This is a genomic window from Streptomyces johnsoniae (genome assembly GCF_031845565.1).
In the GTDB taxonomy this organism is placed as follows: domain Bacteria; phylum Actinomycetota; class Actinomycetes; order Streptomycetales; family Streptomycetaceae; genus Streptomyces; species Streptomyces johnsoniae.
In genome coordinates, this window is sequence record NZ_JAVREV010000001.1 from 217751 (window position 1) to 240837 (window position 23087).

Sequence of the window (23087 nt, forward strand, 5' to 3'; positions counted from 1 at the left end):
GGTCGGCCATTATCAGGCCCCCGTGCCCCACCGCAGCATGCGACGCCACCCGCCGCCGGCCGCCGGCCGTCCGGCACGCTCGCGCCCGTCCCGGGCCCGGGCGGCGGCCTCCGCGGCGCGGCGTTCCCTGCGCGCCCTGCGCACCTCGGCGGCGAGCCGTTCCTGTGCCCCCTCCTCGCGCCTGGCCCGCATCCTGGCTTCCAGTTCGTACATCTCGTGCAGCATCGTCCGCTCCTCGGTCCCGGGCCTTTCCCGGTACCTCAAGGCTCCGCGGCAAGGAGGGGCCGCCGCATCGGGCAGCATCCGGAACTGTGCGCCGCCCCGGTGCCTTAGACGGCGGGGTGCGGGGGCCTTAGGCCGCTGCCGCGGCGGGTCCTGACGTCCGGTCCCGGGGCGACGGGCGCCCTGCGGCCTGAGGTGCCGGGCGGGGGCGGCGGGAGACGCGAGGCGGCGGGAGACGCGAGGCGGCGGGCGCGGGGGTGGTGGTCAGCCGGCCGGGACCAGCTTCAGCCGGCGGGCGAGGGCCGCGGCCTCGACGCGGCCGGGGACCGCCAGCTTGGCGAGGATGTTGGAAACGTGGACGCTCGCCGTCTTCTGCGAGATGGACAGCTCCTCGCCGATCTGCCGGTTGCTCCGCCCCGCGGCCACCAGCGCGAGCACCTCGCGCTCGCGGCGGGTCAGGCCGAACGGGTCCCGCGCCGCGGCGGGCATCAGGACGCCGGGACCCGCGAGGTCGATACAGGCGCGGGCCGCGGCCTTCCGGGCGCGCGCGCCCAGCGGCTCCGCGCCCAGGGCGGCGGCCGTGGCGCGGGCCGACCGCAGCAGTTCGGCGGCCTGGTCGCGGTCCTCGGCGCGCGCGGCGGTCCGGCCCGCGGGGCCGCCGAGCAGCGCCTCCGCCCAGGACAGGCGGGCGGCGGCCAACTGGTGGGGCAGGCCGAGCCGTTCGAACGCGGTGACCGCCCCGGCCCACTGGGCCGGGGCGTCCCTGCCCTCGGCCCGCAGCAGCAGTGCCTCGACGAACAGCGCGTGCGCGGACCACGTCGGGGGCTTCCTCGGCCGGACCTTCATCGTCTGCCTGATCCGCGCCAGGGCCGCGGCCCTGCCCGGCGCGGCGGCGGGCCGGCCGCGGGCGGCCGCCTCGGCGTCCGCGGCGGCCAGCAGCAGGCCCCACACCTGGGGCGAGCTGAACGGCGGGAACGTGCCGCTCGCCGCACGCGCGAACGCCTCCCTGGCCGCCTCGGTGCGCCCCTCGGCCGCCGCGGTCGCCACGTCGAGCCGGGCCAGCTCGATGACGAACGCGGGCCGCGGGTCGGGGGTGCGGATCTCGCCGCGGATGTCCGCCGACGCGGCGCGGGCCGCCGCGAGGTCGCCCCGCAGCACGGCCAGGTGGCCGGCGACCAGCAGGGCGGCGACCCGCGGGTGGACGGCGTGCGCCCGTTCCCCGGCGGCGGCCAGGGCGGCGTCCGCCTCCTGCCAGCGGCCGAGCTGGACCAGGGCGTTCGCGTGGGCGGCCGCGAGGCGGCCCCGGGTGTCGGCCAGACCGTAGCGGTCGGCGAGGCCAAGTGCTTCCGCGGACAGTTCCGCGACGTGCGAGAACTGCCCGGCCAGGCCCAGCGTCGACACCTGGCCGACCAGGCAGCGCCCGAGCAGGCCCACCTCGCCGCGCGCCAGGATACGGTCGCGCACGGCGGACAGCTCGGCCAGCCCCTCGGCGGTCTCCCCCGCGTCGGCCCGCAGGCGGGCGAGGGTGATCCGGGCGTCCAGCTCGACGCTCTCCCCGCCCACCAGGCGGGCCAGCGCAGCGGCGCGCTCCGCGGTCTCGAACAGCTCGGGCCCCGGCCGCTCCGCCAGGAGTCTGGCGGCGGCCAGCGCCATCACCTGGGCGTGGACGAGGGACGGTGGCAGGCCGCGCACCAGGTCCCGGGCGCGGTCCAGCTCGGCATGGCCTTCGCTGCGGCCGAACCCTTCGCGGACGCGGGCGCGCTGGGCCCAGAACCAGGCGGCGCGCAGCGGTTCGTGGCGTTCGTCGATGAGCCGCAGGGCCCGTCCGCTCAAGGTCAGCGCCCGGTCGGGCCGGCCGGCGAGGGCGGCGGCCCCGGTCGCCTCGGCGAGCAGGTCCACCAGGGACGCGGGCCGCGGGCCAGGACCGGCGCCGGGGTGGCCTCCGGTCCGCCCGCCCGGGCGCAGCCCGGCGAGCACGGCCGGTGGGACGCCGTCCCACAGGCCGAGGGCGCGTTCCAGCAACCGCAGTTGTTCGGCGTAGGCGTGGCGGTGGCGGGCCCGGTCGGCGGCGGCGAGCACGGCCGGGAGCGCCTTGGCCCGGTCGCCCGCGTGGTACCAGTGGCCGGCGAGGCGGGCGGCCCGTTCGTCCTCGGGCACCAGGTCGCCGTGCCGTTCGAGCGCTTCGGCGAAGCGCCGGTTCAGCCGGGCCCGTTCACCGGGCAGCAGGTCGTCGAGGACGGCTTCGCGCAGCAGGGGGTGCCGGAAGCGGTAGCCGTCGCCCTCGCCGGTCGGCGCGAGCAGGTGGGCGCCGACCGCGGTGCGCAGCGCCGTCAGCAGCTCGGACTCGGGCCGCGGGACGGCCGCGGCCAGCACCCGGTGCTCCACCCGGTGGCCGCCGGCCGCGACGGCCCGCAGCACGTCCTGTACCGCGTCGGGCTGCGCCTCGACGCGCACGAGCAGCAGGTCGCGCAGGGTGCGGCTGAGGCCGGTGCCCTGGCCGGCCGCGGTCAGCTCCTCGACGAAGAACGGGTTCCCCTCGGAGCGTGCGTGGATGCCGGAGAGCAGTTCGGGCGCGGGCGCGGCGCCGGTGAGGCCGGTCAGCTGGGCGGCGACCTCGGCTGAAGTGAACGGGCGGAGTTCGGTGCGGCGGACGGTGCGCAGCCGGTCGAGCCCGGCCAGGTAGGGGCGGAGCGGGTGGCGGCTGTGCAGGTCGTCGGTGCGGTAGGTGGCCAGGACGAGGAGGCGGGTGCCGTGGTGCACGGAGCGGAAGAGGTAGCCGAGCAGGTCGCGGGTGGAGCCGTCGGACCAGTGCAGGTCCTCGATGGTGACGACGAGCGGGCGGGCGGCGGCCAGCCGTTCGAGGAGCCGGGTGATCAGTTCGTGCCACCGGGCGCGGTCCTGGGGCTCGCCCGCGGTGCGGCCCGCGGTGCCCAGCTCGGGCAGCAGTCCGGCCAGCTCCGCCTCGTGCCCGGCGGCGGCCCGCGCCACGGCCCGGCCGAGGCGCCGGTGCAGGGCGCGCAGCACGGCGGACACCGGCGCGAACGGCAGTGCGCCCGCGCTCAGCTCGACGCACGCGCCGGTGGCGGTGACGGCGCCCTCGGCCCGGGCGCGGGTCAGGAACTCCTCGACCAGCCGCGTCTTGCCGATACCCGCCTCGCCACCGATCACGAACGCCTGGGGCACGCCCGCGCGGGCCCGGCCGAGACCGGCCGACAGCTCCGCCAGCTCGGCGGCGCGGCCGACGAACACGGGGCTCGGGCTGCGGCTCTCCACGCCGTCGAGGATGGCACGCCCGCCCGGCCGCGCGGTATCCGCGGTCACCCCGGCGATCGGCCGGAACGACCGGCGGCGCTGAACGACCGGCGGCGCGGAACGACCGGCGGCGCGGGCCGGAAAAGGCCCCGGCCGGCCCGCTCGGGACCGGCCGGGGCCGCGGTACGGGAACCCGTCGCTACTCGGCGGCGCCCAGCCGCTCCAGGATCAGCTGCCGCGCGCGGGCGGCGTCCGCCTGACCGCGGGTCGCCTTCATCACGGCGCCGACCAGGGCGCCCGCGGCGGCCACCTTGCCGCCGCGGATCTTGTCGGCGATGGCCGGGTTGCCCGCGATGGCGTCGTCCACGGCCTGCCCGAGGGCCCCCTCGTCGGAGACGATGCGCAGGCCGCGCTTCTCGACCACCTCGTCCGGGCCGCCCTCGCCCGCCAGCACGCCCTCGATGGTCTGCCGCGCCAGCTTGTCGTTCAGCGAGCCCTCCGCGACCAGGGCGGCGACGCGCGCCACCTGGGCCGGGGTGATGGGCAGGGCGGCCAGCTCGGTGGCCTGCTCGTTGGCCCGGCGGGCCAGCTCGCCCAGCCACCACTTGCGGGCGGCGGCCGGGTCGGCGCCCTCGGCGATCGTGGCGACGACGAGGTCGATGGCGCCCGCGTTCAGCGCGGACTGCATCTCGTGCGCCGAGATCCCCCACTCCTCGCGGAGCCTGGTGCGGCGGGCGAGCGGCAGCTCGGGCAGCTCGGACCGCAGCTCCTCCACCCACGCGCGCTCCGGGGCCACCGGCACGAGGTCGGGCTCGGGGAAGTACCGGTAGTCCTCGGCCTCCTCCTTGACGCGGCCCGAGGTGGTGGTGCCGTTGTCCTCGTGGAAGTGGCGCGTCTCCTGCACGATGGTGCCGCCGTCGCCGAGCACGGCCGCGTGCCGCTGGATCTCGAAGCGGACGGAACGCTCGACGCTGCGCAGCGAGTTCACGTTCTTCGTCTCGCTCCGGGTCCCGAACGCCTCCCGGCCGTGCGGGCGGAGGGAAACGTTCACGTCGCAGCGCAGCTGGCCCATCTCCATCCTGGCCTCGGAGACGCCGAGGGACCTGATCAGCTCGCGCAGCTCGGCCACGTAGGCGCGGGCCACCTCGGGCGCGCGCGCCCCCGCACCGGTGATCGGCTTGGTGACGATCTCGATGAGGGGGATGCCGGCCCGGTTGTAGTCGAGCAGGGAGTGCGAGGCGCCGTGGATGCGGCCGGCCGCGCCCCCGATGTGGGTGGACTTACCGGTGTCCTCCTCCATGTGGGCGCGCTCGATGCCCACGCGGAACACCTCGCCGTCCGCCAGCTCGACGTCGAGGTACCCGTGGAACGCGATGGGCTCGTCGTACTGCGAGGTCTGGAAGTTCTTCGGCATGTCCGGATAGAAGTAATTCTTCCGGGCGAAGCGGCACCATTCGGCGATCTCGCAGTTGAGCGCGAGCCCGATGCGGACGGCGGACTCCACGCCGACCGCGTTGACCACGGGCAGCGCGCCGGGCAGGCCGAGGCAGGTCGGGCAGGTCTGCGCGTTGGGCTCGGCGCCCAGGGTGGTGGCGCAGCCGCAGAACATCTTGGTCTTGGTGCCCAGTTCGACATGGACCTCCAGGCCCATGACGGGGTCGTAGGACGTGAGCGCGTCCTCGTACGACACCAGTTCGGTGACGGTCACAGGGGTACTACCTCTCGGATGCTCGTGCCGCTCAGTCGGGGAGGATGCCGGAGCCGTCCTCGTTGATGCGGCGCAGCTCCCGCGTCAGCAGGGCGACACCGGTGACGATGGCGGCGGCCGAGACGACGGCGTCCGCGAGCTGAAGCGTGTCGCCCTCTTGCCGCGCGTCCTTCAGCCGCCTGATGACGCTCACCGTGCCGAACAGCGTCGTACCCAGCGAGATGTACATGCTCGTCTTGGACTTCTGCTTCTTGCTCATAGCGCGGGTGCCTCCTCCAGGATCGGGTGGCCCCAGCGTGCCTCGAACGCGGCCTCGACCGCGGCTCCGACGCGGTACAGCCGGTCGTCCGCCAGGGCGGGGGCGATGATCTGAAGCCCCACGGGCAGCCCGTCCTCGGGGGCCAGGCCGCAGGGCAGGGACAGGGCGGTGTTGCCCGCGAGGTTGACCGGGATGGTGCACAGGTCGGCGCGGTACATCGCCATCGGGTCGTCGGCGCGCTCCCCGATGGGGAACGCGGTGGTCGGGGTGGTCGGCGCGACGATGACGTCGACCTGCGCGAACGCCCGCTCGAAGTCCCGCGTGACGAGCGTGCGGGCCTTCTGCGCGCTGCCGTAGTAGGCGTCGTAGTAGCCGGAGGACAACGCGTAGGTGCCCAGCATGATGCGCCGCTTGACCTCGGGCCCGAAGCCCGCCTCGCGGGTGAGGGAGGTGACCTCCTCGGCCGACCTGGTGCCGTCGTCGCCCATCCGCAGGCCGTAGCGCATGGCGTCGAAACGGGCCAGGTTGGACGAACACTCGGACGGGGCGATCAGGTAGTAGGCGGCGAGCGCGGAGTCGAAGGACGGGCAGGACAGCTCGACCACCTCGGCGCCCAGCTCGCGCAGCAGCTCGACGGACTCCTCGAACCGCTGGAGCACACCGGCCTGGTAGCCCTCGCCGCGGAACTCCCGCAGCACGCCCACCCGCAGCCCGGCAACCGAGCCGTTGCGCGCGGCCTCGACGACCGGCGGCACCGGGGCGTCGATGGAGGTGGAGTCCAGCGGGTCGTGGCCCGCGATGACCTCGTGCAGCAGCGCGGCGTCCAGGATGGTGCGCGCACAGGGGCCGCCCTGGTCGAGCGAGGAGGAGAACGCGACCATGCCGTACCGGGAGACGCCGCCGTAGGTGGGCTTGACGCCGACGGTGCCGGTGACGGCGGCGGGCTGCCGGATGGAGCCGCCGGTGTCGGTGCCGATGGCGAGCGGCGCCTGGTAGGAGGCGAGGGAGGCGGCGGAACCGCCGCCGGAGCCGCCGGGGATGCGGGTGAGGTCCCACGGGTTGCCCGTGGGGCCGAAGGCGCTGTTCTCGGTGGAGGACCCCATGGCGAACTCGTCCATGTTGGTCTTGCCGAGAATGACGATCCCGGCCTCCTTCAGGCGGCGGGTCACCGTCGCGTCGTACGGCGGGACCCAGCCGTCCAGGATGCGGGAGCCGACGGTCGTCGGCACGCCCTCGGTGGTGAAGATGTCCTTGAGGGCGAGCGGCACCCCGGCCAGCGGGCCGAGCTTCTCGCCCCTGGCCCGCTTCGCGTCCACGGCCCCGGCCTGGGCGAGCGCGCCCTCGCGGTCCACGTGGAGGAAGGCGTGCACCTTCTCGTCGACGGCGTCGATGCGCGCGAGGTGCGCCTGCGTGACCTCGACGGCGCTGACGGTGCCGTCCGCGATGCGCGCGGCGAGCCGCGCCGCGGTGGAACGGGTCAGATCGGTCATGTCGGTCACTCCTCCCCCAGGATCTGCGGCACCTTGAAACGCTGCTGCTCCTGGGCGGGTGCCCCGGACAGCGCCTGCCGCGCGGTCAGGCCGGGCCTGACCTCGTCGGGGCGCATCACGTTGGTGAGCGGCAGCGGGTGGGAGGTCGGCGGTACGTCCTCGGTGGCGACGTCGGCGACGCGGGCGACCGCGCCGATGATGTCGTCGAGCTGTCCGGCGAAGTGGTCGAGCTCCTCGTCCGTCAGCTCCAGACGCGCCAGCCGGGCGAGGTGGGCGACCTCCTCGCGCGTGATGCCGGGCATGTGGCGATCCTCTTGCTCGTCGCGGGCTTCAAGTTCACGGCCAATCCTATGGCGCCCGCTCCCGGGCCCGCGCACACGTTCCCCGCCGGGCAGGGTCCCGCGGAACGGGCCCGGCGGGCCGTGCGCTCAGCGGACCGGCTCGGCGTCCGCGGGGGCGGCGGCGGGAAGCGCGGTGGCGCGGGCCGACTCCGCCTCGGGCGGCGCGGTCTCGCGGGCGCGCAGCCAGGCGGTGGTCTCGGCGGGCGGCATCGCGGCGGCGACCAGCCAGCCCTGGACGGCGTCGCAGCCCAGGGCGCGCAGCCGTTCCCAGGTCTCGTCGTCCTCGACCCCCTCGGCCACGACGACGAGGCCGAGGGAGTGCGCCAGCTCGACCGTGCAGCGCACGATCTCGGCGTCCTCGCTGTCCACGACGAGCCGGGCGACGAACGAACGATCGATCTTCAGCTCGCTCACCGGCAGCCGCCGCAGGTGGACCAGGGAGGAGTAGCCGGTGCCGAAGTCGTCCAGCGACATGCGGACGCCGTGCCCGGTGAGACCGGCGAGAGTGTCGGCGGCCTGCTGCGGGTCCTCGAGCATCACGTGTTCCGTGATCTCCAGCTGGAGGGAGCCGGCCGGTACGCCGTGCCGGGCCAGGCGGGCGGCGACGGCCCCGGCGAACCCGGGAGTGTGCACGTCGCGGGGCGAGACGTTCACCGCGACGGGAACGGTGAGGCCGTCCGCGCGCCAGCGGGCGACCTGGCCGAGGGCGGTTTCCAGCACGTACTCGGTGAGCCGGGGCATCAGTCCCGAGGTCTCGGCGATGGCGATGAACTCGTCGGGCGGAACGCGGCCCCGGTCCGGGTGCTGCCAGCGCAGCAGGGCTTCGAGCCCGGCGACGACGCCGTCGAAACGGACCTTCGGCTGGTAGTGCAGCTCGACCTCGCCGGTGTCGAGGGCCCGGCGCAGGTCACCCAGCAGGGCGAGCCGGTCGGGGGTGTTGACGTCTCGGCTGGCCTCGTAGACCTCGACGCCGCTGCGGTCGCGCTTGGCCGCGTACATCGCCACGTCGGCGCGGCGCAGCAGCCCCTCGCCCTCGGGGGCGTGGTCGGGGAAGACGGCCACGCCCACGCTGGCCTCGACCACGAGCGTGAGTCCGTCCAGATCGAGCGGGGCGCTGAGGGAGCCGATGAGGGCGCGGGCAGCGCGCTGCGCGCTGGTGGCGGACGGCACGCGCGGCAGGAGCACGGCGAACTCGTCGCCGCCCAGCCGGGCGGCCTCCGCGTCCCCGGGCAGCTCGCGCCGTATCCGGTCGGCTATCTGGAGCAGGAGCCGGTCGCCGGTGAGGTGACCGAGGGTGTCGTTGACGGAACGGAAGCTGTCCAGGTCGATCAGCAGGAGTGCGGCGCGGTCGCCCGTCAGGGCCGCCTCGTCCAGGGCGGTCTGCGTGCGGGCCAGCAGCCACTGGCGGTTGGGCAGGCCGGTCAGCGGGTCGAGGAGCTGGTCCTCGTCGCGGGCGCGCGCCATCCAGAAGGAGGAGTCCAGGGCTATCAGCGGCACCGCGAACAGCGGCAGCACGAGGGGGCGTTCGACGGCGACGACCACGATCAGCGGCGCCGTGCACAGCAGTGCCACGGCGACCAGACCCTGCCGGAGCAGCGCGGTGAGCGCCAGGGAGTCGAGGCCGCCCGGCGGATCGGTGCTCAGCCACAGCAGCGCGCGGGATATGACGAGGTAGGCGCAGGCCCCGAGCAGCAGCTGCGGCAGGGTGGAGGGCTGCCAGTCACCGGGCTCCCAGGGGTGCTCGACGCTGGGCCTGGTGCCCCAGACCGCCAGCGCCAGGGCGGCCGCGCCGACGCCCAGCATGTCGATCGCGCCGTGCAGCAGGGCGTCGGGCCAGCGGTCCTTGCGCGCGGCGCCGACCAGGGTGACGACGGCCAGGCTGACCAGTACCGCCGGGACCCAGCCGTAGAGCAGCAGCATGGCCAGGGCGAGGGCCGCACCGGCGCCCGAGCCGCCCCACCAGCGGTCGCGGTCGACGGCGACGAGGTAGGCGACGATGATGCCGGTGAGGACGGCGAAGCCCCAGCCGGGGCGATCGCCGGGGAAGAGGGCGCGGCCGTCGGCGAGCACCTGGAGGACGCCTATCAGGAGTGCGACCCCGGCGCACGCCAGGACCGCGGGCCTCAGATACCGGGAGAGCCAGGCCGGACCGCGCAGCGGAACGGGCCTTCCGCGGGGGGCTGACTGCATGCGGGATTCCCTCTCACGGCCGGTGTCGCCGGCGCCCGAGCGGGCGCACCTCCCCACCCTAGGCCGCGTGGCGGCGGGAGGGGCAGGGAACCTGCGCGCTTCCTGAAAGGCCCTCACATGCGCTTATTCCTCTGGTATATGCCGACCGCATGGCCGGGGGGAAAGGGCCCCGCTCCTCACGAGGCCGACCCGCCCTCGGCAGCCTGCCCGCCCGCGGTCTCCCCCTCGGCGGCGTCCGCGCCCGCCCCCGGGCCCGATTCCGTGCCCGCTTCCGGCTCAGTGTCCGTGTCCGGCTCAGTGTCCGTGTCCGTGTCCGTGTCCGTGGGCAGGGCCGCCTCGCGCGCCGCGTCCGGCCCCTGCTCCAGCAGGACCGCGAACCCGGCCTCGTCGAGGATCGGCACCTTGGCCTGCACCGCCTTGTCGTACTTCGAACCGGGGCTGTCCCCCACGATCACGAAGTGGGTCTTCTTCGAGACCGAGCCGGTCACCTTGGCGCCCCTGCTCTGGAGGGCCTCCTTCGCCTCGTCCCTGGTGTGGCTCGCGAGCGTGCCCGTGACGACCGCGGTGATCCCGGCCAGCGGGCGCGGCCCGGCCTCCTCGTCCCCCGACTCGGCGAGCTTGACGCCGGCCGCCCGCCACCGTTCGACGATGTCGCGGTGCCAGTCCACGGCGAACCAGTCCTTGAGCGAGGCGGCGATCGTCGGGCCCACGCCCTCGGTCGCGGCCAGCTCCTCCTCGCTCGCCTCGGCAATGCGGTCGAGCGAACGGAACTCGCGCGCCAGCGCCTGCGCCGCGACGGGCCCCACATGCCGGATCGACAGGCCGGTGATGATGCGGGCCAGGGGCCGCTGCCTCGCCTCCCGCAACCCCTCCAGCATGGCCAGCGTGTTTTTCTTGGGCTCGCCCTGCTGGTTGGCGAAGAAGGTGACGATCTTCGGCTCGCCGGTCTCCGGGTCGCGCTTGGGCAAACCGGTGTCCTGGTCGAGCACGTACGACTTGATCGGCAGCAGCTCCTCCACCGTCAGCTCGAAGATCCGCCCCTCGTCGCGCAGCGGCGGCTCGGTGGGCTCAAGCGGCTGGGTCAGCGCGGTGGCCGCCACGTAGCCGAAGTGGTCGACATCCAGGCATCTGCGCCCGGCCAGGTAGAAGATCCGCTCCCGCAACTGGGCGGGACAGGATCTGGCGTTGGGGCAGCGGAGGTCGATGTCGCCCTCCTTCATCGGCATGAGGGCCGTGCCGCACTCCGGGCACTCGGCCGGCATCACGAACTCCCGCTCATGGCCGTCCCGCAGATCGGCCACCGGGCCGAGGATCTCCGGGATCACGTCCCCGGCCTTGCGCAGGGCCACCGTGTCCCCGATGAGCACGCCCTTGGCCTTGACCACCTGCTGGTTGTGCAGGGTGGCGAACTCCACCTCGGAACCGGCCACCGTGACCGGCTCGACCACCGCATAGGGGGTGACGCGGCCGGTGCGCCCCACGCCGACCCGGATGTCCACCAGCCTGGTGTTGACCTCCTCCGGCGGGTACTTCCACGCCAGCGCCCAGCGCGGCGCCCGCGAGGTGCTGCCCAGGCGGCCCTGGAGCGGGATCTCGTCCACCTTCACCACGACGCCGTCGATCTCGTGCTCCACCGCGTGCCGGTGCTCCCCGTAGTACGCGATGAACTCCCGCACGCCGTCGATGGAGGAGACGACCCTGCCCGCCCGCGCGGTGGGCAGGCCCCACCCCTTCAGCAGCTCGTACGCCTGCGACAGCCGGTCGATGTCGAAGCCCTCGCGGGCGCCGATGCCGTGCACCACCATCTGGAGCGGGCGGCTCGCGGTGACCTTCGGGTCCTTCTGCCGCAGCGAACCGGCCGCCGCGTTCCGCGGATTGGCGAAGGGCTTGTCGCCCGCCTCGACCAGCCGCGCGTTCAGCTCCTCGAAGCGCTCCATGGGGAAGAACACCTCGCCGCGGATCTCCACCAGCTCCGGCACGTCATCGCCCGCGAGCCGGAGCGGCACCTCGTCGATCGTGCGCACATTGGGCGTGATGTCCTCGCCCGTCCGCCCGTCGCCGCGGGTGGCCGCCCGCGTCAGCCGGCCGTGCTCGTACGTCAGGTTGACCGCGAGCCCGTCCACCTTCAGCTCGCACAGGAAGTGGTACGGAATGCCGCGCAGCTCCTCCGCGATCCGGTCCGCCCACGTGTCCAGGTCCTCGTCGGCGAACGCATTGTCCAGCGAGAGCATCCGCTCGCGGTGCGGAACGGAGGTGAACTCCGTCTCGTAGACGCCGGCGACCTTTTGCGTCGGCGAGTCGGCCGTGCGCAGCTCCGGGTGCTCCTCCTCAAGACCCGTCAGCTCGCGCAGCAGCTTGTCGAAGGCGGCGTCGCTGATGACGGGCGTCTTCACGTAGTACCGGAAGCGGTGCTCCTCGACCTGCTCGGCGAGGCGCGCATGCCGCTCCCGGGCCGAAGCGGGCACTGACGACTGCTGCTCGACGCCACGTTCCCCAGCCACTGTCTCGTCTCCCGTCACTCAGGGTTGTCCGCGAGGGATCTCGCCGCCCGGGCGCAGTGGACGAGCGCGGCCCGCGCGTACCCGGGGGAGGCACCCGCGAGGCCGCAGGCCGGGGTGGGTGTCACCAGCTCCGCGAGGAGCCCGGGAGACAGGCCCAGCCTGCGCCAAAGCGACCTGACTCCACCGACAGTACCGGCCGGGTCCGACAATTCTTCCGCCTCGGCTCCCCGCCCCGGCACGACGCCCGCGAAGAGGGCGGTACCGCCCTCGGCCGCCTCCCCCACCGCCTCGTCGTCACGCTCGGTGAGCAGTCCGGCGTCGAAGGAGATCCCGGTCGCCCCGGCCCCGCGCAGCAGTCCGAACGGCACCTCAGCGGCGCAGCAGTGCACGACGACGGGGGTGTCCCCGGCGGCGGCGATCAGGCCGCGCAGCGCCTCCTCGGCGACGGCGGGGTCGACGGCACGGTGGGCCCGGTAGCCGCTGGCGGTCGGCACCCGGCCGGAGAGCACCGCGGGCAGCGAGGGCTCGTCGAGCTGGAGCACGGGGCGAACGCCCGGCAGCCGGCGCCGCACCTCCGCCAGGTGGGCCGCGAGCCCCTCGGCCAGTGACGCGGCCAGGTCCCTGCGGGCGCCGGAGTCGCCGAGCATCGCCTCGCCGTTGCGGCGCTCCAGGGCCGCGGCCAGCGACCAGGGGCCGACGGCCGACACCTTCAGCGCGCCCTCGTAGCCCTGCGTGAACTCCTCGATCGCGTCCAGGTCCTCGCGCAGCCACGCCCGTGCGCGCCGCGTATCGCGCCCCGGGCGGTCGGCGATCCGCCAGCCACTCGGCTGGAGGTGCGCGTACAGCTCGGCCAGCAGCCCCGCGGTGCGGCCGGTCATGTCGGCGCCGGGACCGCGGGCGGGCAGCTCCGGCAGGAAGGGCAGCGTCTCCAGCGTGCCGGTGACGATCCGGGCCGCCTCCCGGACGTCCTCGCCCGGCATCGAGCCGACCCCGGTCGCGGCGGCCGGGCCCCAGGGGAACTTCCACGTGTCTGTCACGGGGACAACGTAGGTCACCGGGCGGGTGCGGCTCCCGGCAGGCGGGTCATTCCGCCGGGCGGACGGTCAGGTCGGTGACCTCGGCGCCGCGCGGCAGGTCGAGGGCGGTGAGCACGGTGGTGGCCACCGCGTCGGCGGTCAGCCACCGTTCCGGGTCGTAGTCCTTGCCCTCCTGCCGGTGCACCTTCTCCTGCATCGGCGTCGCGGTGCGCCCGGGGTAGACGGTGGTCACGCGCACCCCGCCCGGCGCCTCCTCGCCGCGCAGGGCGTCGGCGAGGGCCTTCAGCCCGTGCTTGCTCGCCGCGTACGCGGACCACTGCGGGCTGGCGCGCAGCCCCGCGCCGGAGTTGACGAAGACGACGTGGCCGCGGGCGGCGCGCAGCTGCGGCAGCAGCAGCCGGGTCAGCTCGGCGGGCGCGACGAGGTTGGCGGCGAGCGTGGCCTGCCAGATCCGCGGCGTCAGCTCCCCGACGCCGGCGAGGTCGACGACGCCGGCGCTGTGCACGAGCGAGTCGATGCGGTCGGGCGGCGACTGGTGCCCGAGCGCCCACGAGAGCCGCTCCGGCTCGGCCAGGTCGCCCACCAGCGTGCGCGCGCCGGGGAAATGCTGCGCAAGCTCCCGTGCGCGCCCCGCGTCGCGGGCCCACAGCCACAGTTCGTCACCGCGCTCCGCGAGCCGCCGCGCCACCGCCGCGCCGATTCCGGACCCTGCCCCCGTGATCACATGCGTTGCCATACGACCATGGTCTCCTATGCCCCGACAGCGAAGGAGGGCTCCCCGTGCGGATCGCAGTGAGTCAACTGGCGTCCGGCGTCTCGCCGGCGGACAACCTGGCGGCCATCGCGGAACAGACGGCGCGGGCGGCGGCCGAGGGCGCCGACGCCGTGGTCTTCCCCGAGGCCGCGATGGCCAGGTTCGGCATCCCGCTCGGCCCGCTCGCCGAGCCGCTCGACGGGCCGTGGGCGACGCGGGTGCGGTCCGTGGCGGATGCCGCGGGGGTGCTGGTGGTCGCCGGGATGTTCACCCCGGCCGGGGCGGGCCGGGTCCGCAACACCCTGCTGATCACCGGCCGCGGCATCGACACGCACTACGACAAGCTGCACCTGTTCGACGCTTTCGGCTTCGCGGAGTCGGCGACCGTGGCGCCCGGTTCGCGGCCGGTGACGGCGGAGCTCGACGGCGTGGTGCTTGGCTTCGCCACCTGCTACGACGTCCGTTTCCCCGGCCTGTTCACGCGGCTCGCGGACGACGGCGCCCGGATCGTGCTGCTGCCCGCCTCGTGGGGCGCGGGGCCCGGCAAGGCGGAGCAGTGGGAAGTGCTGGTGCGGGCCAGGGCGCTCGACAGCACCTGCTGGCTGGTCGCGGCCGGGCAGGCGGACCCGGCGAGCGTCGGCGAACCGCCCGCGACGTCCGCGCCCACCGGCATCGGGCACAGCATGGTGGTCTCGCCCTACGGCGAGGTCCGCGCCCGGCTCGGCGCGGAGCCGGGGCTGCTGGTCGCCGATGTCGACCCGGCCGAGACGGAACGGGCCAGGCGGACCCTTCCCGTGCTCGCCAACCGCAGGCGCGACGTGGTGTGAGCCGGCGCGAACGGCGCGCGGCCGTCAGCCGACGGCCGTCAGCCGACGGCCGCGCCCGCGCGCTCCGTCGCGGAGATGGTCGCGGACCCGACCACCCGCGTCCCGTCGTACAGCACGATCGCCTGGCCGGGCGCGACACCGCGCACCGGCTCGGCGAACCGCACCCGCAGCGAGCCGCCGTCCGGCTCCGCCGTGACCGGCGTCTCGGCACCGTGCGCGCGCAGCTGCGCGGTGTACGCGGCGGGGCCCGTGGGCGCGGCCCCGCACCAGCGGGGCCTGATGGCGGTGAGGGCGACCACGTCGAGCGCCTCGGCCGGGCCGACCGTCACGGTGTTGGTGACCGGCGAGATGTCCAGCACGTAGCGCGGCTTGCCGTCCGGGGCCGGGTGGCCGATGCGCAGGCCGCGGCGCTGGCCGATCGTGAAGCCGTGCGCACCGCGGTGGGTGCCGACCTTCTGGCCCTCCTCGTCCACGATGTCGCCCTCGGCCGAGCCGAGGTGGCCCGCCAGGAAACCCTGGGTGTCGCCGTCGGCGATGAAGCAGATGTCGTGGCTGTCGGGCTTGCGGGCCACGGCCAGACCCCTGCGCTCGGCCTCGGCCCGGATCTCCAGCTTGGTGGCGCGGGTGTCGCCGAGCGGGAACATGGCGTGGGCCAGCTGCCGTTCGTCCAGGACGCCGAGCACGTAGCTCTGGTCCTTGGAGAGATCGGCCGAGCGGTGCAGCTCCCCGCGCCCGTCCGCGCCGCGGACGACCGTCGCGTAGTGCCCGGTGCAAACGGCGTCGAAGCCGAGGGCCAGCGCCTTGTCCAGCAGCGCGGCGAACTTGATCTTCTCGTTGCAGCGCAGGCACGGATTGGGCGTGCGGCCCTCCCGGTACTCCGCGATGAAATCCTCCACGACGTCCTGCCGGAACCGCTCCGCCAGGTCCCATACGTAGAACGGGATGCCGATGACGTCGGCCGCGCGGCGCGCGTCGCGCGAGTCCTCGACGGTGCAGCAGCCACGGGCGCCGGTGCGGAAGGACTTCGGGTTGGCGGAGAGGGCGAGATGGACGCCGGTCACCTCGTGCCCGGCCTCGGCGGCGCGGGCGGCGGCGACGGCGGAGTCCACCCCGCCGGACATCGCGGCCAGCACGCGCAGGCGTCGCGGGCCGCCCGCGGGTCCGGGAGCGGGGAGGGAGTCAGTCATCACTCCACCAGGGTAGTGCCCCGTACCGGTGCCCCCCGGTCAGGTGAGCCCGGCCGTGCGGGCCCGCTCGACGGCGGGCCCGATCGCGTCGGCGACGGCGGCCACGTCGGCCTCGGTCGAGGTGTGCCCGAGGGAGAACCTGAGCGTGCCGCGCGCCAGGTCCTGGTCGGCGCCGGTGGCGAGGAGCACGTGGCTGGGCTGGGCGACGCCCGCGGTGCAGGCGGAGCCGGTGGAGCACTCGATGCCCTGGGCGTCGAGCAGCAGCAGCAGGGAGTCGCCCTCGCAGCCGGGGAACGCGAAGTGCGCGTTCCCCGGCAGGCGGCCCGCCGGGTCGGGGTCGCCGCCGAGCACGGCGTCGGGCACGGCCGCGCGGACCGCCTCGACGAGCGCGTCGCGCAGCCCCGCGACGCGGCGGGCCGTCGCCGCGCGGTGGGCCGCGGAGTGTTCGGCGGCGGCGGCGAAGCCGGCGATGGCGGGCACGTCGAGGGTGCCGGACCGGACCTCGCGTTCCTGGCCGCCGCCGTGCAGAACGGGCGTCGGGGTCCAGTCGCGGCCGAGCAGCAGGGCGCCGATGCCGTAAGGACCACCGATCTTGTGCCCCGACACCGTGAGCGCGGCGAGCCCCGAGGCGGCGAAGTCCACCTCCAGCTGGCCGACGGCCTGAACGGCGTCCGAGTGCATCGGAATGCCGTGCTCGGCGCAGATGGCGGCCAGCTCGGCGACCGGCTGAAGGGTACCGATCTCGTTGTTCGCCCACATGACGGTCACCAGCGCGACGTCGGCCGGGTCCCGTTCGACCGCCGCGCGCAGCACGCGGGGCGCGACGCGGCCGTACGCGTCGACCGGCAGCCATTCGACGCGCGCTCCCTCGTGGTCGGCGAGCCACTGCACGACGTCGAGCACGGCGTGGTGCTCGACCGGGCTGGCCAGCACGCGGGTGCGGCGGGGGTCGGCGGCGCGGCGGGCCCAGAACAGCCCCTTGACCGCGAGGTTGTCGGCCTCGGTGCCGCCGGAGGTGAAGACGATCTCGCTGGGCCGGGCGCCGAGCGCGGCGGCCAGCGTCTCGCGCCCCTCCTCCACCGCCCGCCTGGCCCGCCGCCCGGAACCGTGCAGCGCCGAGGCGTTACCCGTCGTGGCGAGGTGGGTGGTCATCGCCGCGATGGCCTCGGGGAGCATCGGGGTGGTGGCGGCGTGGTCGAGGTAGGGCATGGTGAGCCGATTCTACGAGCCGCTGCGGAACCGGCGGCGGGGCCTCGGACGTTCTTTCCGACCGGAGGAGATGCGCGATGGGTGAGCATTCCGCGGGTGGGCATTCCGCCGGGCGCGGTCCGCGGGAGCCGCGCGGCGGGCCCGGGCGCCGGGCGCTGCTCGTGGGCGGCGCGGCCGGGGCTCTCGGCGTGGGCGGGTTCGCGGCGCGGGACACGCTCTCGCGCTGGTGGTGGCGCTATTCGGGGAGCGAGACCCCGCGCGTCGAGGGGGAGGTGGACCACGCGGGCGCCGAGTGGGTCCCCGCGTCCTCCGCCAACTACCGGCAGGCCAGCCGCCCGCGGGACTACGGCATCGACCGGGTGGTGATCCACATGCCGGAGGCCACCTACCCGATCACGCTGCGCGTCTTCCAGGACCCGGGGCACGGGGCCGCGACCCACTACGTGGTCCGTTCCGAGGACGGGCACATAGCCCAGCTGGCCAGGGAGTTGGACGTCGCCTACCACGCGGGGCACCAGGGGTTCAACGAGCGCAGTGTCGGCATCGAGCACGAGGGGTGGGCGGACCGGCCCGAGTACCTGACCGACGCGCTGTACGAGTCGTCCGCGCGGCTGGTGGCCGGCATCTGCGACCGGTACGGCATCCCGGTCGACCGCGAGCACATCGTCGGGCACAACGAGGTGCCGGACGTGGTGCGGGTGTGCCCGGGCCCGCACTGGGACTGGGACCGCTACATCGAGCTGGTGCGGCGGGCCGCGGGCGCGGCGTGACGGCACCAGGTGCCGCGGCGGCCACGGTGGTGCGGCGGCCACGGTGCCACGGCGGCCAGGGTGCCGCGGCGCCTCAGGCCCTGCGGCCCGAGTAGGTCAGCATCAACGGGAGCGCCGCCGCGGCCCGCTCCGCCGCCTCGGTGCGCGCGGCGGCGCGCAGCGTCCGGCGCGCGCGGCGCAGCCGGAGGCGCGCGGTGGTGCGGCGGACGCCGAGTGCCGCGGCGGCCTCGGCAACGGTGCGGCGGCCGCCCGCGGTCAGGCCGACCAGGGCGCGCTGCGTCTCGGGGAGGGCGGCCAGCGCCGCGCGGACGCGGGGTCCTGCGGCCCTGGCCAGGTCTTCCGGTTCGGTGTGCACGTGAGGTCTCCGTCCTGGTTGTCCGGCTGGTCGTCCGGCCCCGCGGCGGGCGGCGCGGTGCCCTCCCTGGTTGTCCGTTCGGCGCCGGGTGTCACGCGCTGACGTGCCCGTGCCCGTGCCCGATCCGCTGCCCTGTTGAGCCCGTCGGGGTGCCGTCGGTTGCAGTGGAGTTTCCGGTTCAGGGGCGTGGCGTCCAGTCGGCGGCATGGCCGAGCCGGTCGACGACGCGCTTGCGCACGTCTTTGATGGAGATGCCGGGGCCGCGCGGGTCGACCTTGCCCGGCTGCCACTCGAAGTGGCCGATCACCGAGGTGTCGCCGTCCTTGCCCCAGCCGTGCGCGCGGCAGATCGCGGCCGAGGCCCGCACGATCGCCTCGACCTGCTCCTTCGGCCAGGAGTCCTCGCCGTCGCCGAGGTTGACGCACTCGAAGCCGTAGAAGTGCGGGTTGCCGTCGGTGTCGGAGGCGTTGTCCTTCGGCAGGGAGCGCTCGGCGATGACGGCGTTCAGCACGTCGCCGTCGCCCTTGCCCGCGTGGTTGGCGCGTCCGTGGCCGACCAGGTGGACGGTGCCGTCCTTGGCGATGACGCCGTGGCACAGGGGCCCGGGCAGATCGGAGCGGCCGTCATAGCACAGCTCGACCGAGCTGTCGGTGCCCGAGGTGGCGGTGTGGTGGATCATCACGCCGTGCACGGGGCCCCAGGCCCCGGACTTGTTGCGGTTGTTGGTGCGCCAGGAACGGTGCTCGACGAGGTCGACGCCTTCGTCGCCGAGCGCTTTCAGGAGTTTGTCCGCAGACAGTGGAGTAGCCATGTACGACTTGTAGGATGAGTCCGGACTGCTACACAAGGGCACCCCATGCTCCTTCTGGGCGGGAACCGCCCACTGTCTCGCCTTTGAAGGTCAACGCCCCCTGCAATGCGCGTAGTTGGCGTTTGTCAGTGAAACTCGTGAATCTTCCGGTTCGACCAGGCGCTTTCAACAATTAAGATTCCTTCATCCTGCTTTCATGAAGCGCAGCACAGTCCGACCGCAGCCTTGTTCGTATGGCTTTCTCGCACCGCATGGCAGCGCTCGCCGCCGTTGTCCTCATACCCGTGGGCATCGCCGGGACGAGCTACCTGCTCAGTGACGATCCCGAACCGCCCGCGGTCCCCTCCGACGTAGAGCTGGAGGAGCCGTCGCCCACGGTGCCGCCCAACGAAGAAGTGGTGCCAGGGCCCGACCCGACCGAGGTCCCCATCGATGGACACGACCAGCAGCACCTCGACGACGGGGACGACACGGACGACGACCGGGACGACGACCAGGACGACGACGGAAACGAGGGCGGGGACGACTTCGACGACTGAACGCGGCACCCGGGCGCCCTCGCGCGTCTCCGCCCGGTTCCGCATCCTGCTGTGGCTCGTGGTCGTGATGGCCGTCGCGCTCGCCGCTGTCGTCACCACCACGCGGTCGATCCTGCTGCGCGACGTCGAGGAGCGCACCAGCCAGATATTGACCCAGGAGTCCTCCGAGTTCCGCAACTTCGTGTCGCGCGGGCGCGACCCGGGCACCGGGCAGCCGTTCACCGACGCGCGCCGCCTGCTCAACCTCTACCTGGAACGTCAGTACCCGGACCCGGCCGAGGAGCTGCTCGGCTACATCGTGGAGTCGCCGCGGCCCACGGTGATCAGGCAGCCACGGGACATACCCTCCCGCCTGCCGCTCTTCCAGGACCCCGCCTCGCTGGCGCTGATCGCCGAGGACACCGCCCGGACCGGCACGCTGAAGCGGGACAGCGGCGAGGTCAGCTGGGCGAAGGTCCCCATCACGCCCACCGGTGACGAGCCGCCCGCCATGTTCATCGTCGCCTTCCACTCCGACCGCGCGCAGTCCTCCGCGCAGAATGTGGTCAACATCCTGCTGGTGATCTCGGGCGTCGCGCTGCTGATGACCTGCGCCGTGGGCTGGGCGGTGGCGGGCAGCATCCTCGCGCCGGTCCGCCTGGTGCGGGCCACCGCGGCACAGCTCACCGAGCAGGACCTCACGCGGCGCATCCCGATCCGCGGCCGCGACGACATCTCGGCACTCGCGGAAACGTTCAACGCGATGCTCGACCGGCTGGAACGCGCCTTCGCCGCCCAGCGGCGCTTCGTGGACGACGCCGGGCACGAGCTGCGCACGCCCATCACCATCGTGCGCGGCCACCTGGAGCTGATGAGCGAGGGCGAAGGCCCGGAGAGCGTCGCGGAGCGGCGCGAGACGGTGCGTCTTGTCACCGACGAGCTGGACCGGATGAGCCGCATCGTCGAGGACCTGCTGCTGCTCGCCAAGGCGGAACGACCGGACTTCGTGCAGCCCGCGCCCGTTCAGCTGGCCGAGCTGACCGCCGACGTGTTCGTGAAGGCCAGGGCCCTGGGCGACCGGCGCTGGGAGCTGCCGGAAGTGGCCGAGTGCGAGGCGCAGCTGGACGCGCAGCGCATCACACAGGCCATGGTGCAGCTCGCGCAGAACGCCGTCGAGCACACCGGCCCCGGGCAGGCCGTGCACATCGGCTCCCGGCTGACCGAGCGGCACGTGGAGCTGTACGTGGCCGACTCGGGGCCCGGCGTCCCGGCCGAGGACGCCGACATGATCTTCGAACGCTTCCGGCGCGGCGACGCCAGGCGCGGCGGCAGGACCGGCGGCGGCAGCGGGGCCGGGCTCGGCCTTTCCATCGTCAAGGCGATAGCCGAGGGCCATCACGGCCGTGTGGACCTGCGCCCCACTCCCGGCGGGGGCGCCACCTTCGTACTCGTACTGGAGACCCCATGAACCGCATTCTCATCGCCGAGGACGAGGAGCGCATCGCCTCCTTCGTCGAGAAGGGCCTGCGGGCCAACGGCTTCACCACCACCGTCGCCGCGGACGGCGACGCCGCGCTCGACTACGTGAGCACCGGCGGCTACGACCTGGTCCTGCTCGATATCGGGCTGCCGGGCCGTGACGGGTTCACGGTGCTGCGCGAGATGCGGGAGTCCCGCGTCACCGTGCCGGTGATCGTGCTGACGGCGCGCGACTCGGTGCGCGACACCGTGGCCGGCCTCGAAGGCGGCGCGGACGACTGGATGACCAAGCCGTTCCGCTTCGAGGAGCTGCTGGCCCGGGTGCGGCTGCGGCTGCGCACCGCGGCCAGGGCGCCCGAGGTGACGGTGCTGCGCAGCGGCGACCTGAGCCTCGACCTGCGAACGCGCCGGGCGCGCGCTGAGGGCGCGATGGTGGACCTGACGGCGCGCGAGTTCGTGCTGCTCGAACTTTTTCTGCGGCACCCAGGACAGGTGCTCTCGCGCGAGCAGATCCTGTCCCACGTATGGGGTTACGACTTCGACCCGGGCTCGAACATCGTGGACGTGTACGTGCGCGCGCTGCGCAAGAAGCTCGGCGCCGGGCGCGTCGAGACGGTGCGCGGCATGGGGTACCGGCTGCCGCAGTGAGGCGCGGGAGGGCGCCGCCCGGCCGATGAAGTTCCCCTCATGAAGGGTTCATCGGCCGCTCACCCGACGTTCGGAGACTGGTCGGGTGACACTCACCTTCCGTCAGGCCGCGGCGCTGTGCGCGACGCTGAGCTTCTGCGGGCTGCTGCTCGTTCCGCGGAACTTCCCGGAGCTGACCGGCGACGCGCGCATCACGCTCGCCGTCTTCGCGCTCGCGACCTGCGCCTGGATCGCCTCGTCGATCGACGACACCTACGTCGCGCTCGGCGCCGGTCTGGCCCTGACGGTGACCGGGGTCACCAGCGCGGACGCCCTCTTCGGCACCCTGGGCGACGCGACGATATGGCTGCTGATCTGCGCGTTCGTCCTGGCCGCCGCCGTGGCGGCCACCGGCCTCGCCGGGCGCGCCGCCGCCTTCCTCGTGGGCGGCGCGCGCACGGTGCGGCAGCTGGTGCACCTGACGACGGCGGCCCTGGTCGTCTCGGCCTTCGCGGTGCCCGCGACCTCGGGCCGCGCCGCGCTGGCCCTGCCCGTCTTCCTCGCCCTGGCCCGCGCGCTGGCCGACCGCAAGCGCCTTGTCGTCGCGCTGGCCCTGCTCTTCCCGACCGTGATCCTGCTGTCCGCGGTGGCCACGCTGATCGGCGCGGGCGCCCACCTCATCACCGTCTCGGTGCTGTGGGAGACCACGGGGGAACGCGTCGGTTTCCACGAGTGGCTGCTGCTCGGGCTGCCGCTGGCCGTGGTGTCCTCCCACCTCGCCGCCGAGGTGGTGCTGCTGACGACGACGCGGCGGGCGGACCGGCGCGGGCCGGTGCGGGTCACCGCCGAGGCGATCGAGGAGCACAGCGAACGGCCGGTGACCGGGCGGCTCTCGCCGGCCGAGACCCGCTGCGCCGCGCTGCTGACCACCGTCGTCGCGCTGTGGTGCAGCGAGCCGCTGCACGGGGCGTCGCCCGCCGTGGTCGCGCTGATCGGCGCCGTCGTCGCGACGGCGCCCGCGCTCGGCACGATACGGCTCAAGGACGCGCTGGCCACGGTGCCGTGGTCGCTGCTGCTGTTCATGGCGGCCACCATGGCGATGGGGGTGGCGCTGGCCGAGTCGGGGGCCGCGACGTGGCTGATATCGGGCCTGCCGGGGGACGCGGTCCCCGCGTGGGCGTTCCTCGCCGTCGTCGTCGCGGTGAGCACCGCGGCGCATCTGGTGCTCCAGTCCCGCTCCGCCCGCTCCAGCGTGCTGGTGCCGCTGGTGGTGGCCGCGGCGATGGCCGCGGGGGTCGACCCGGTCGCCGCCGCGCTGGCCTCGACGGCGGCGGCGGGCTTCTGCCACACCCTGCCGGCCTCCGCCAAACCGGTCGCCCTGTTCTCCGATGTGCCCGGCACACCGACGTACACCCCCGGTGACCTGCTGCGGCTGTCCGCGGTGCTCGCCCCGCTCACCGCCGCCCTCGTTCTGCTGTTCGCCCTGGCCGTGTGGCCGCTGTTCGGCGTCACCCCCTGAGGAGTGCCCGTGATCCCCCCGTACCGATTTG

Annotated in this window: 20 protein-coding genes; 6 read left to right on the top strand and 14 right to left on the bottom strand. The window is 74.4% G+C overall.

The genetic code is table 11. The features are described from left to right. Window positions 1–12: 12 nt before the first annotated feature. The 10 genes from RM779_RS00965 to RM779_RS01010 form a co-directional block, all read right to left on the bottom strand. Complete coding sequence (locus tag RM779_RS00965; RefSeq protein WP_311614727.1) at window positions 13–225, bottom strand: hypothetical protein; 213 nt, start codon at window positions 223–225, stop codon at window positions 13–15. Window positions 226–486: 261 nt separating this feature from the next. Next, window positions 487–3543, bottom strand: coding sequence for an ATP-binding protein (locus RM779_RS00970; RefSeq protein ID WP_311614728.1), 3057 nt, complete (start codon window positions 3541–3543; stop codon window positions 487–489). Window positions 3544–3673: 130 nt separating this feature from the next. After that, complete coding sequence (gene gatB, locus RM779_RS00975; protein ID WP_394813205.1) at window positions 3674–5125, bottom strand: Asp-tRNA(Asn)/Glu-tRNA(Gln) amidotransferase subunit GatB; 1452 nt, start codon at window positions 5123–5125, stop codon at window positions 3674–3676. A gap of 88 nt (window positions 5126–5213) precedes the next feature. Then, window positions 5214–5441, bottom strand: a complete 228-nt coding sequence (locus RM779_RS00980) for a hypothetical protein (RefSeq protein ID WP_311614732.1) — start codon at window positions 5439–5441, stop codon at window positions 5214–5216. Further along, complete coding sequence (gene gatA, locus RM779_RS00985) at window positions 5438–6931, bottom strand: Asp-tRNA(Asn)/Glu-tRNA(Gln) amidotransferase subunit GatA (protein ID WP_311614734.1); 1494 nt, start codon at window positions 6929–6931, stop codon at window positions 5438–5440. The genes RM779_RS00980 and gatA overlap by 4 nt, the downstream gene beginning before the upstream one ends. A gap of 5 nt (window positions 6932–6936) precedes the next feature. After that, window positions 6937–7233, bottom strand: a complete 297-nt coding sequence (gene gatC, locus RM779_RS00990) for an Asp-tRNA(Asn)/Glu-tRNA(Gln) amidotransferase subunit GatC (RefSeq protein WP_077063190.1) — start codon at window positions 7231–7233, stop codon at window positions 6937–6939. A gap of 126 nt (window positions 7234–7359) precedes the next feature. After that, entirely contained in the window at window positions 7360–9462 is a 2103-nt protein-coding gene (locus RM779_RS00995; protein WP_311614738.1) for a putative bifunctional diguanylate cyclase/phosphodiesterase, read from the bottom strand. 176 nt (window positions 9463–9638) lie between these two features. Beyond that, a complete protein-coding gene (ligA, locus tag RM779_RS01000; RefSeq protein WP_311614740.1) occupies window positions 9639–11963 on the bottom strand; it encodes an NAD-dependent DNA ligase LigA in 2325 nt (774 codons plus the stop codon). Between the two features lie 14 nt (window positions 11964–11977). Next, window positions 11978–12943 (bottom strand): methionine synthase, encoded by a 966-nt coding sequence (locus RM779_RS01005; RefSeq protein WP_394813206.1) that lies wholly within the window; start codon window positions 12941–12943, stop codon window positions 11978–11980. Between the two features lie 103 nt (window positions 12944–13046). Further along, window positions 13047–13736, bottom strand: coding sequence for an SDR family oxidoreductase (locus tag RM779_RS01010; protein WP_311614744.1), 690 nt, complete (start codon window positions 13734–13736; stop codon window positions 13047–13049). A gap of 44 nt (window positions 13737–13780) precedes the next feature. Between RM779_RS01010 and RM779_RS01015 the strand changes: the two genes are divergently transcribed. Beyond that, a complete protein-coding gene (locus RM779_RS01015) occupies window positions 13781–14581 on the top strand; it encodes a carbon-nitrogen hydrolase family protein (protein ID WP_311614746.1) in 801 nt (266 codons plus the stop codon). Between the two features lie 38 nt (window positions 14582–14619). Here the strand turns inward: RM779_RS01015 and mnmA are convergent, their stop codons facing one another. Together mnmA and RM779_RS01025 are read right to left on the bottom strand one after the other, a co-directional pair. Beyond that, window positions 14620–15768, bottom strand: coding sequence for a tRNA 2-thiouridine(34) synthase MnmA (gene mnmA, locus RM779_RS01020; RefSeq protein ID WP_311614748.1), 1149 nt, complete (start codon window positions 15766–15768; stop codon window positions 14620–14622). A 39-nt stretch (window positions 15769–15807) separates the two neighbouring features. Beyond that, a complete protein-coding gene (locus RM779_RS01025; protein ID WP_311614750.1) occupies window positions 15808–16977 on the bottom strand; it encodes a cysteine desulfurase family protein in 1170 nt (389 codons plus the stop codon). 77 nt (window positions 16978–17054) lie between these two features. On the opposite strand from RM779_RS01025, the gene RM779_RS01030 reads away from it, so the two are divergent. Continuing rightward, entirely contained in the window at window positions 17055–17747 is a 693-nt protein-coding gene (locus tag RM779_RS01030; protein ID WP_311614752.1) for an N-acetylmuramoyl-L-alanine amidase, read from the top strand. Window positions 17748–17820: 73 nt separating this feature from the next. Here RM779_RS01030 and RM779_RS01035 read toward each other — a convergent pair whose 3' ends face one another. Continuing rightward, complete coding sequence (locus RM779_RS01035) at window positions 17821–18102, bottom strand: sigma factor-like helix-turn-helix DNA-binding protein (RefSeq protein ID WP_077058672.1); 282 nt, start codon at window positions 18100–18102, stop codon at window positions 17821–17823. Window positions 18103–18280: 178 nt separating this feature from the next. After that, a complete protein-coding gene (locus tag RM779_RS01040; RefSeq protein WP_394813197.1) occupies window positions 18281–18913 on the bottom strand; it encodes an N-acetylmuramoyl-L-alanine amidase in 633 nt (210 codons plus the stop codon). A gap of 233 nt (window positions 18914–19146) precedes the next feature. On the opposite strand from RM779_RS01040, the gene RM779_RS01045 reads away from it, so the two are divergent. The 4 genes from RM779_RS01045 to RM779_RS01060 all read left to right on the top strand — a co-directional run bounded on the left by RM779_RS01045 (window position 19147) and on the right by RM779_RS01060 (window position 23056). After that, a complete protein-coding gene (locus RM779_RS01045; RefSeq protein WP_311614755.1) occupies window positions 19147–19452 on the top strand; it encodes a small secreted hydrophilic protein in 306 nt (101 codons plus the stop codon). Between the two features lie 67 nt (window positions 19453–19519). Continuing rightward, entirely contained in the window at window positions 19520–20899 is a 1380-nt protein-coding gene (locus tag RM779_RS01050; protein WP_077063192.1) for a sensor histidine kinase, read from the top strand. After that, window positions 20896–21558, top strand: a complete 663-nt coding sequence (locus RM779_RS01055; protein ID WP_311614757.1) for a response regulator transcription factor — start codon at window positions 20896–20898, stop codon at window positions 21556–21558. The genes RM779_RS01050 and RM779_RS01055 overlap by 4 nt, the downstream gene beginning before the upstream one ends. 85 nt (window positions 21559–21643) lie before the next feature. Further along, window positions 21644–23056, top strand: coding sequence for an SLC13 family permease (locus RM779_RS01060; RefSeq protein ID WP_311614759.1), 1413 nt, complete (start codon window positions 21644–21646; stop codon window positions 23054–23056). Window positions 23057–23087: the final 31 nt, after the last annotated feature.

Excerpts from the sequence above, each read along its gene's own strand:
- RM779_RS00965 (WP_311614727.1), bottom strand. The coding sequence starts at position 225 with ATGCTGCACGAGATGTACGAACTGGAAGCCAGGATGCGGGCCAGGCGC.
- gatB (WP_394813205.1), bottom strand. The coding sequence starts at position 5,125 with ATGGGCCTGGAGGTCCATGTCGAACTGGGCACCAAGACCAAGATGTTC.
- RM779_RS00980 (WP_311614732.1), bottom strand. The coding sequence starts at position 5,441 with ATGAGCAAGAAGCAGAAGTCCAAGACGAGCATGTACATCTCGCTGGGT.
- gatA (WP_311614734.1), bottom strand. The coding sequence starts at position 6,931 with ATGACCGATCTGACCCGTTCCACCGCGGCGCGGCTCGCCGCGCGCATC.
- gatC (WP_077063190.1), bottom strand. The coding sequence starts at position 7,233 with ATGCCCGGCATCACGCGCGAGGAGGTCGCCCACCTCGCCCGGCTGGCG.
- RM779_RS00995 (WP_311614738.1), bottom strand. The coding sequence starts at position 9,462 with ATGCAGTCAGCCCCCCGCGGAAGGCCCGTTCCGCTGCGCGGTCCGGCC.
- RM779_RS01005 (WP_394813206.1), bottom strand. The coding sequence starts at position 12,943 with ATGCCGGGCGAGGACGTCCGGGAGGCGGCCCGGATCGTCACCGGCACG.
- RM779_RS01010 (WP_311614744.1), bottom strand. The coding sequence starts at position 13,736 with ATGGCAACGCATGTGATCACGGGGGCAGGGTCCGGAATCGGCGCGGCG.
- mnmA (WP_311614748.1), bottom strand. The coding sequence starts at position 15,768 with ATGACTGACTCCCTCCCCGCTCCCGGACCCGCGGGCGGCCCGCGACGC.
- RM779_RS01025 (WP_311614750.1), bottom strand. The coding sequence starts at position 16,977 with ATGCCCTACCTCGACCACGCCGCCACCACCCCGATGCTCCCCGAGGCC.
- RM779_RS01030 (WP_311614752.1), top strand. The coding sequence starts at position 17,055 with ATGGGTGAGCATTCCGCGGGTGGGCATTCCGCCGGGCGCGGTCCGCGG.
- RM779_RS01040 (WP_394813197.1), bottom strand. The coding sequence starts at position 18,913 with ATGGCTACTCCACTGTCTGCGGACAAACTCCTGAAAGCGCTCGGCGAC.
- RM779_RS01045 (WP_311614755.1), top strand. The coding sequence starts at position 19,147 with ATGGCTTTCTCGCACCGCATGGCAGCGCTCGCCGCCGTTGTCCTCATA.
- RM779_RS01050 (WP_077063192.1), top strand. The coding sequence starts at position 19,520 with ATGGCCGTCGCGCTCGCCGCTGTCGTCACCACCACGCGGTCGATCCTG.
- RM779_RS01055 (WP_311614757.1), top strand. The coding sequence starts at position 20,896 with ATGAACCGCATTCTCATCGCCGAGGACGAGGAGCGCATCGCCTCCTTC.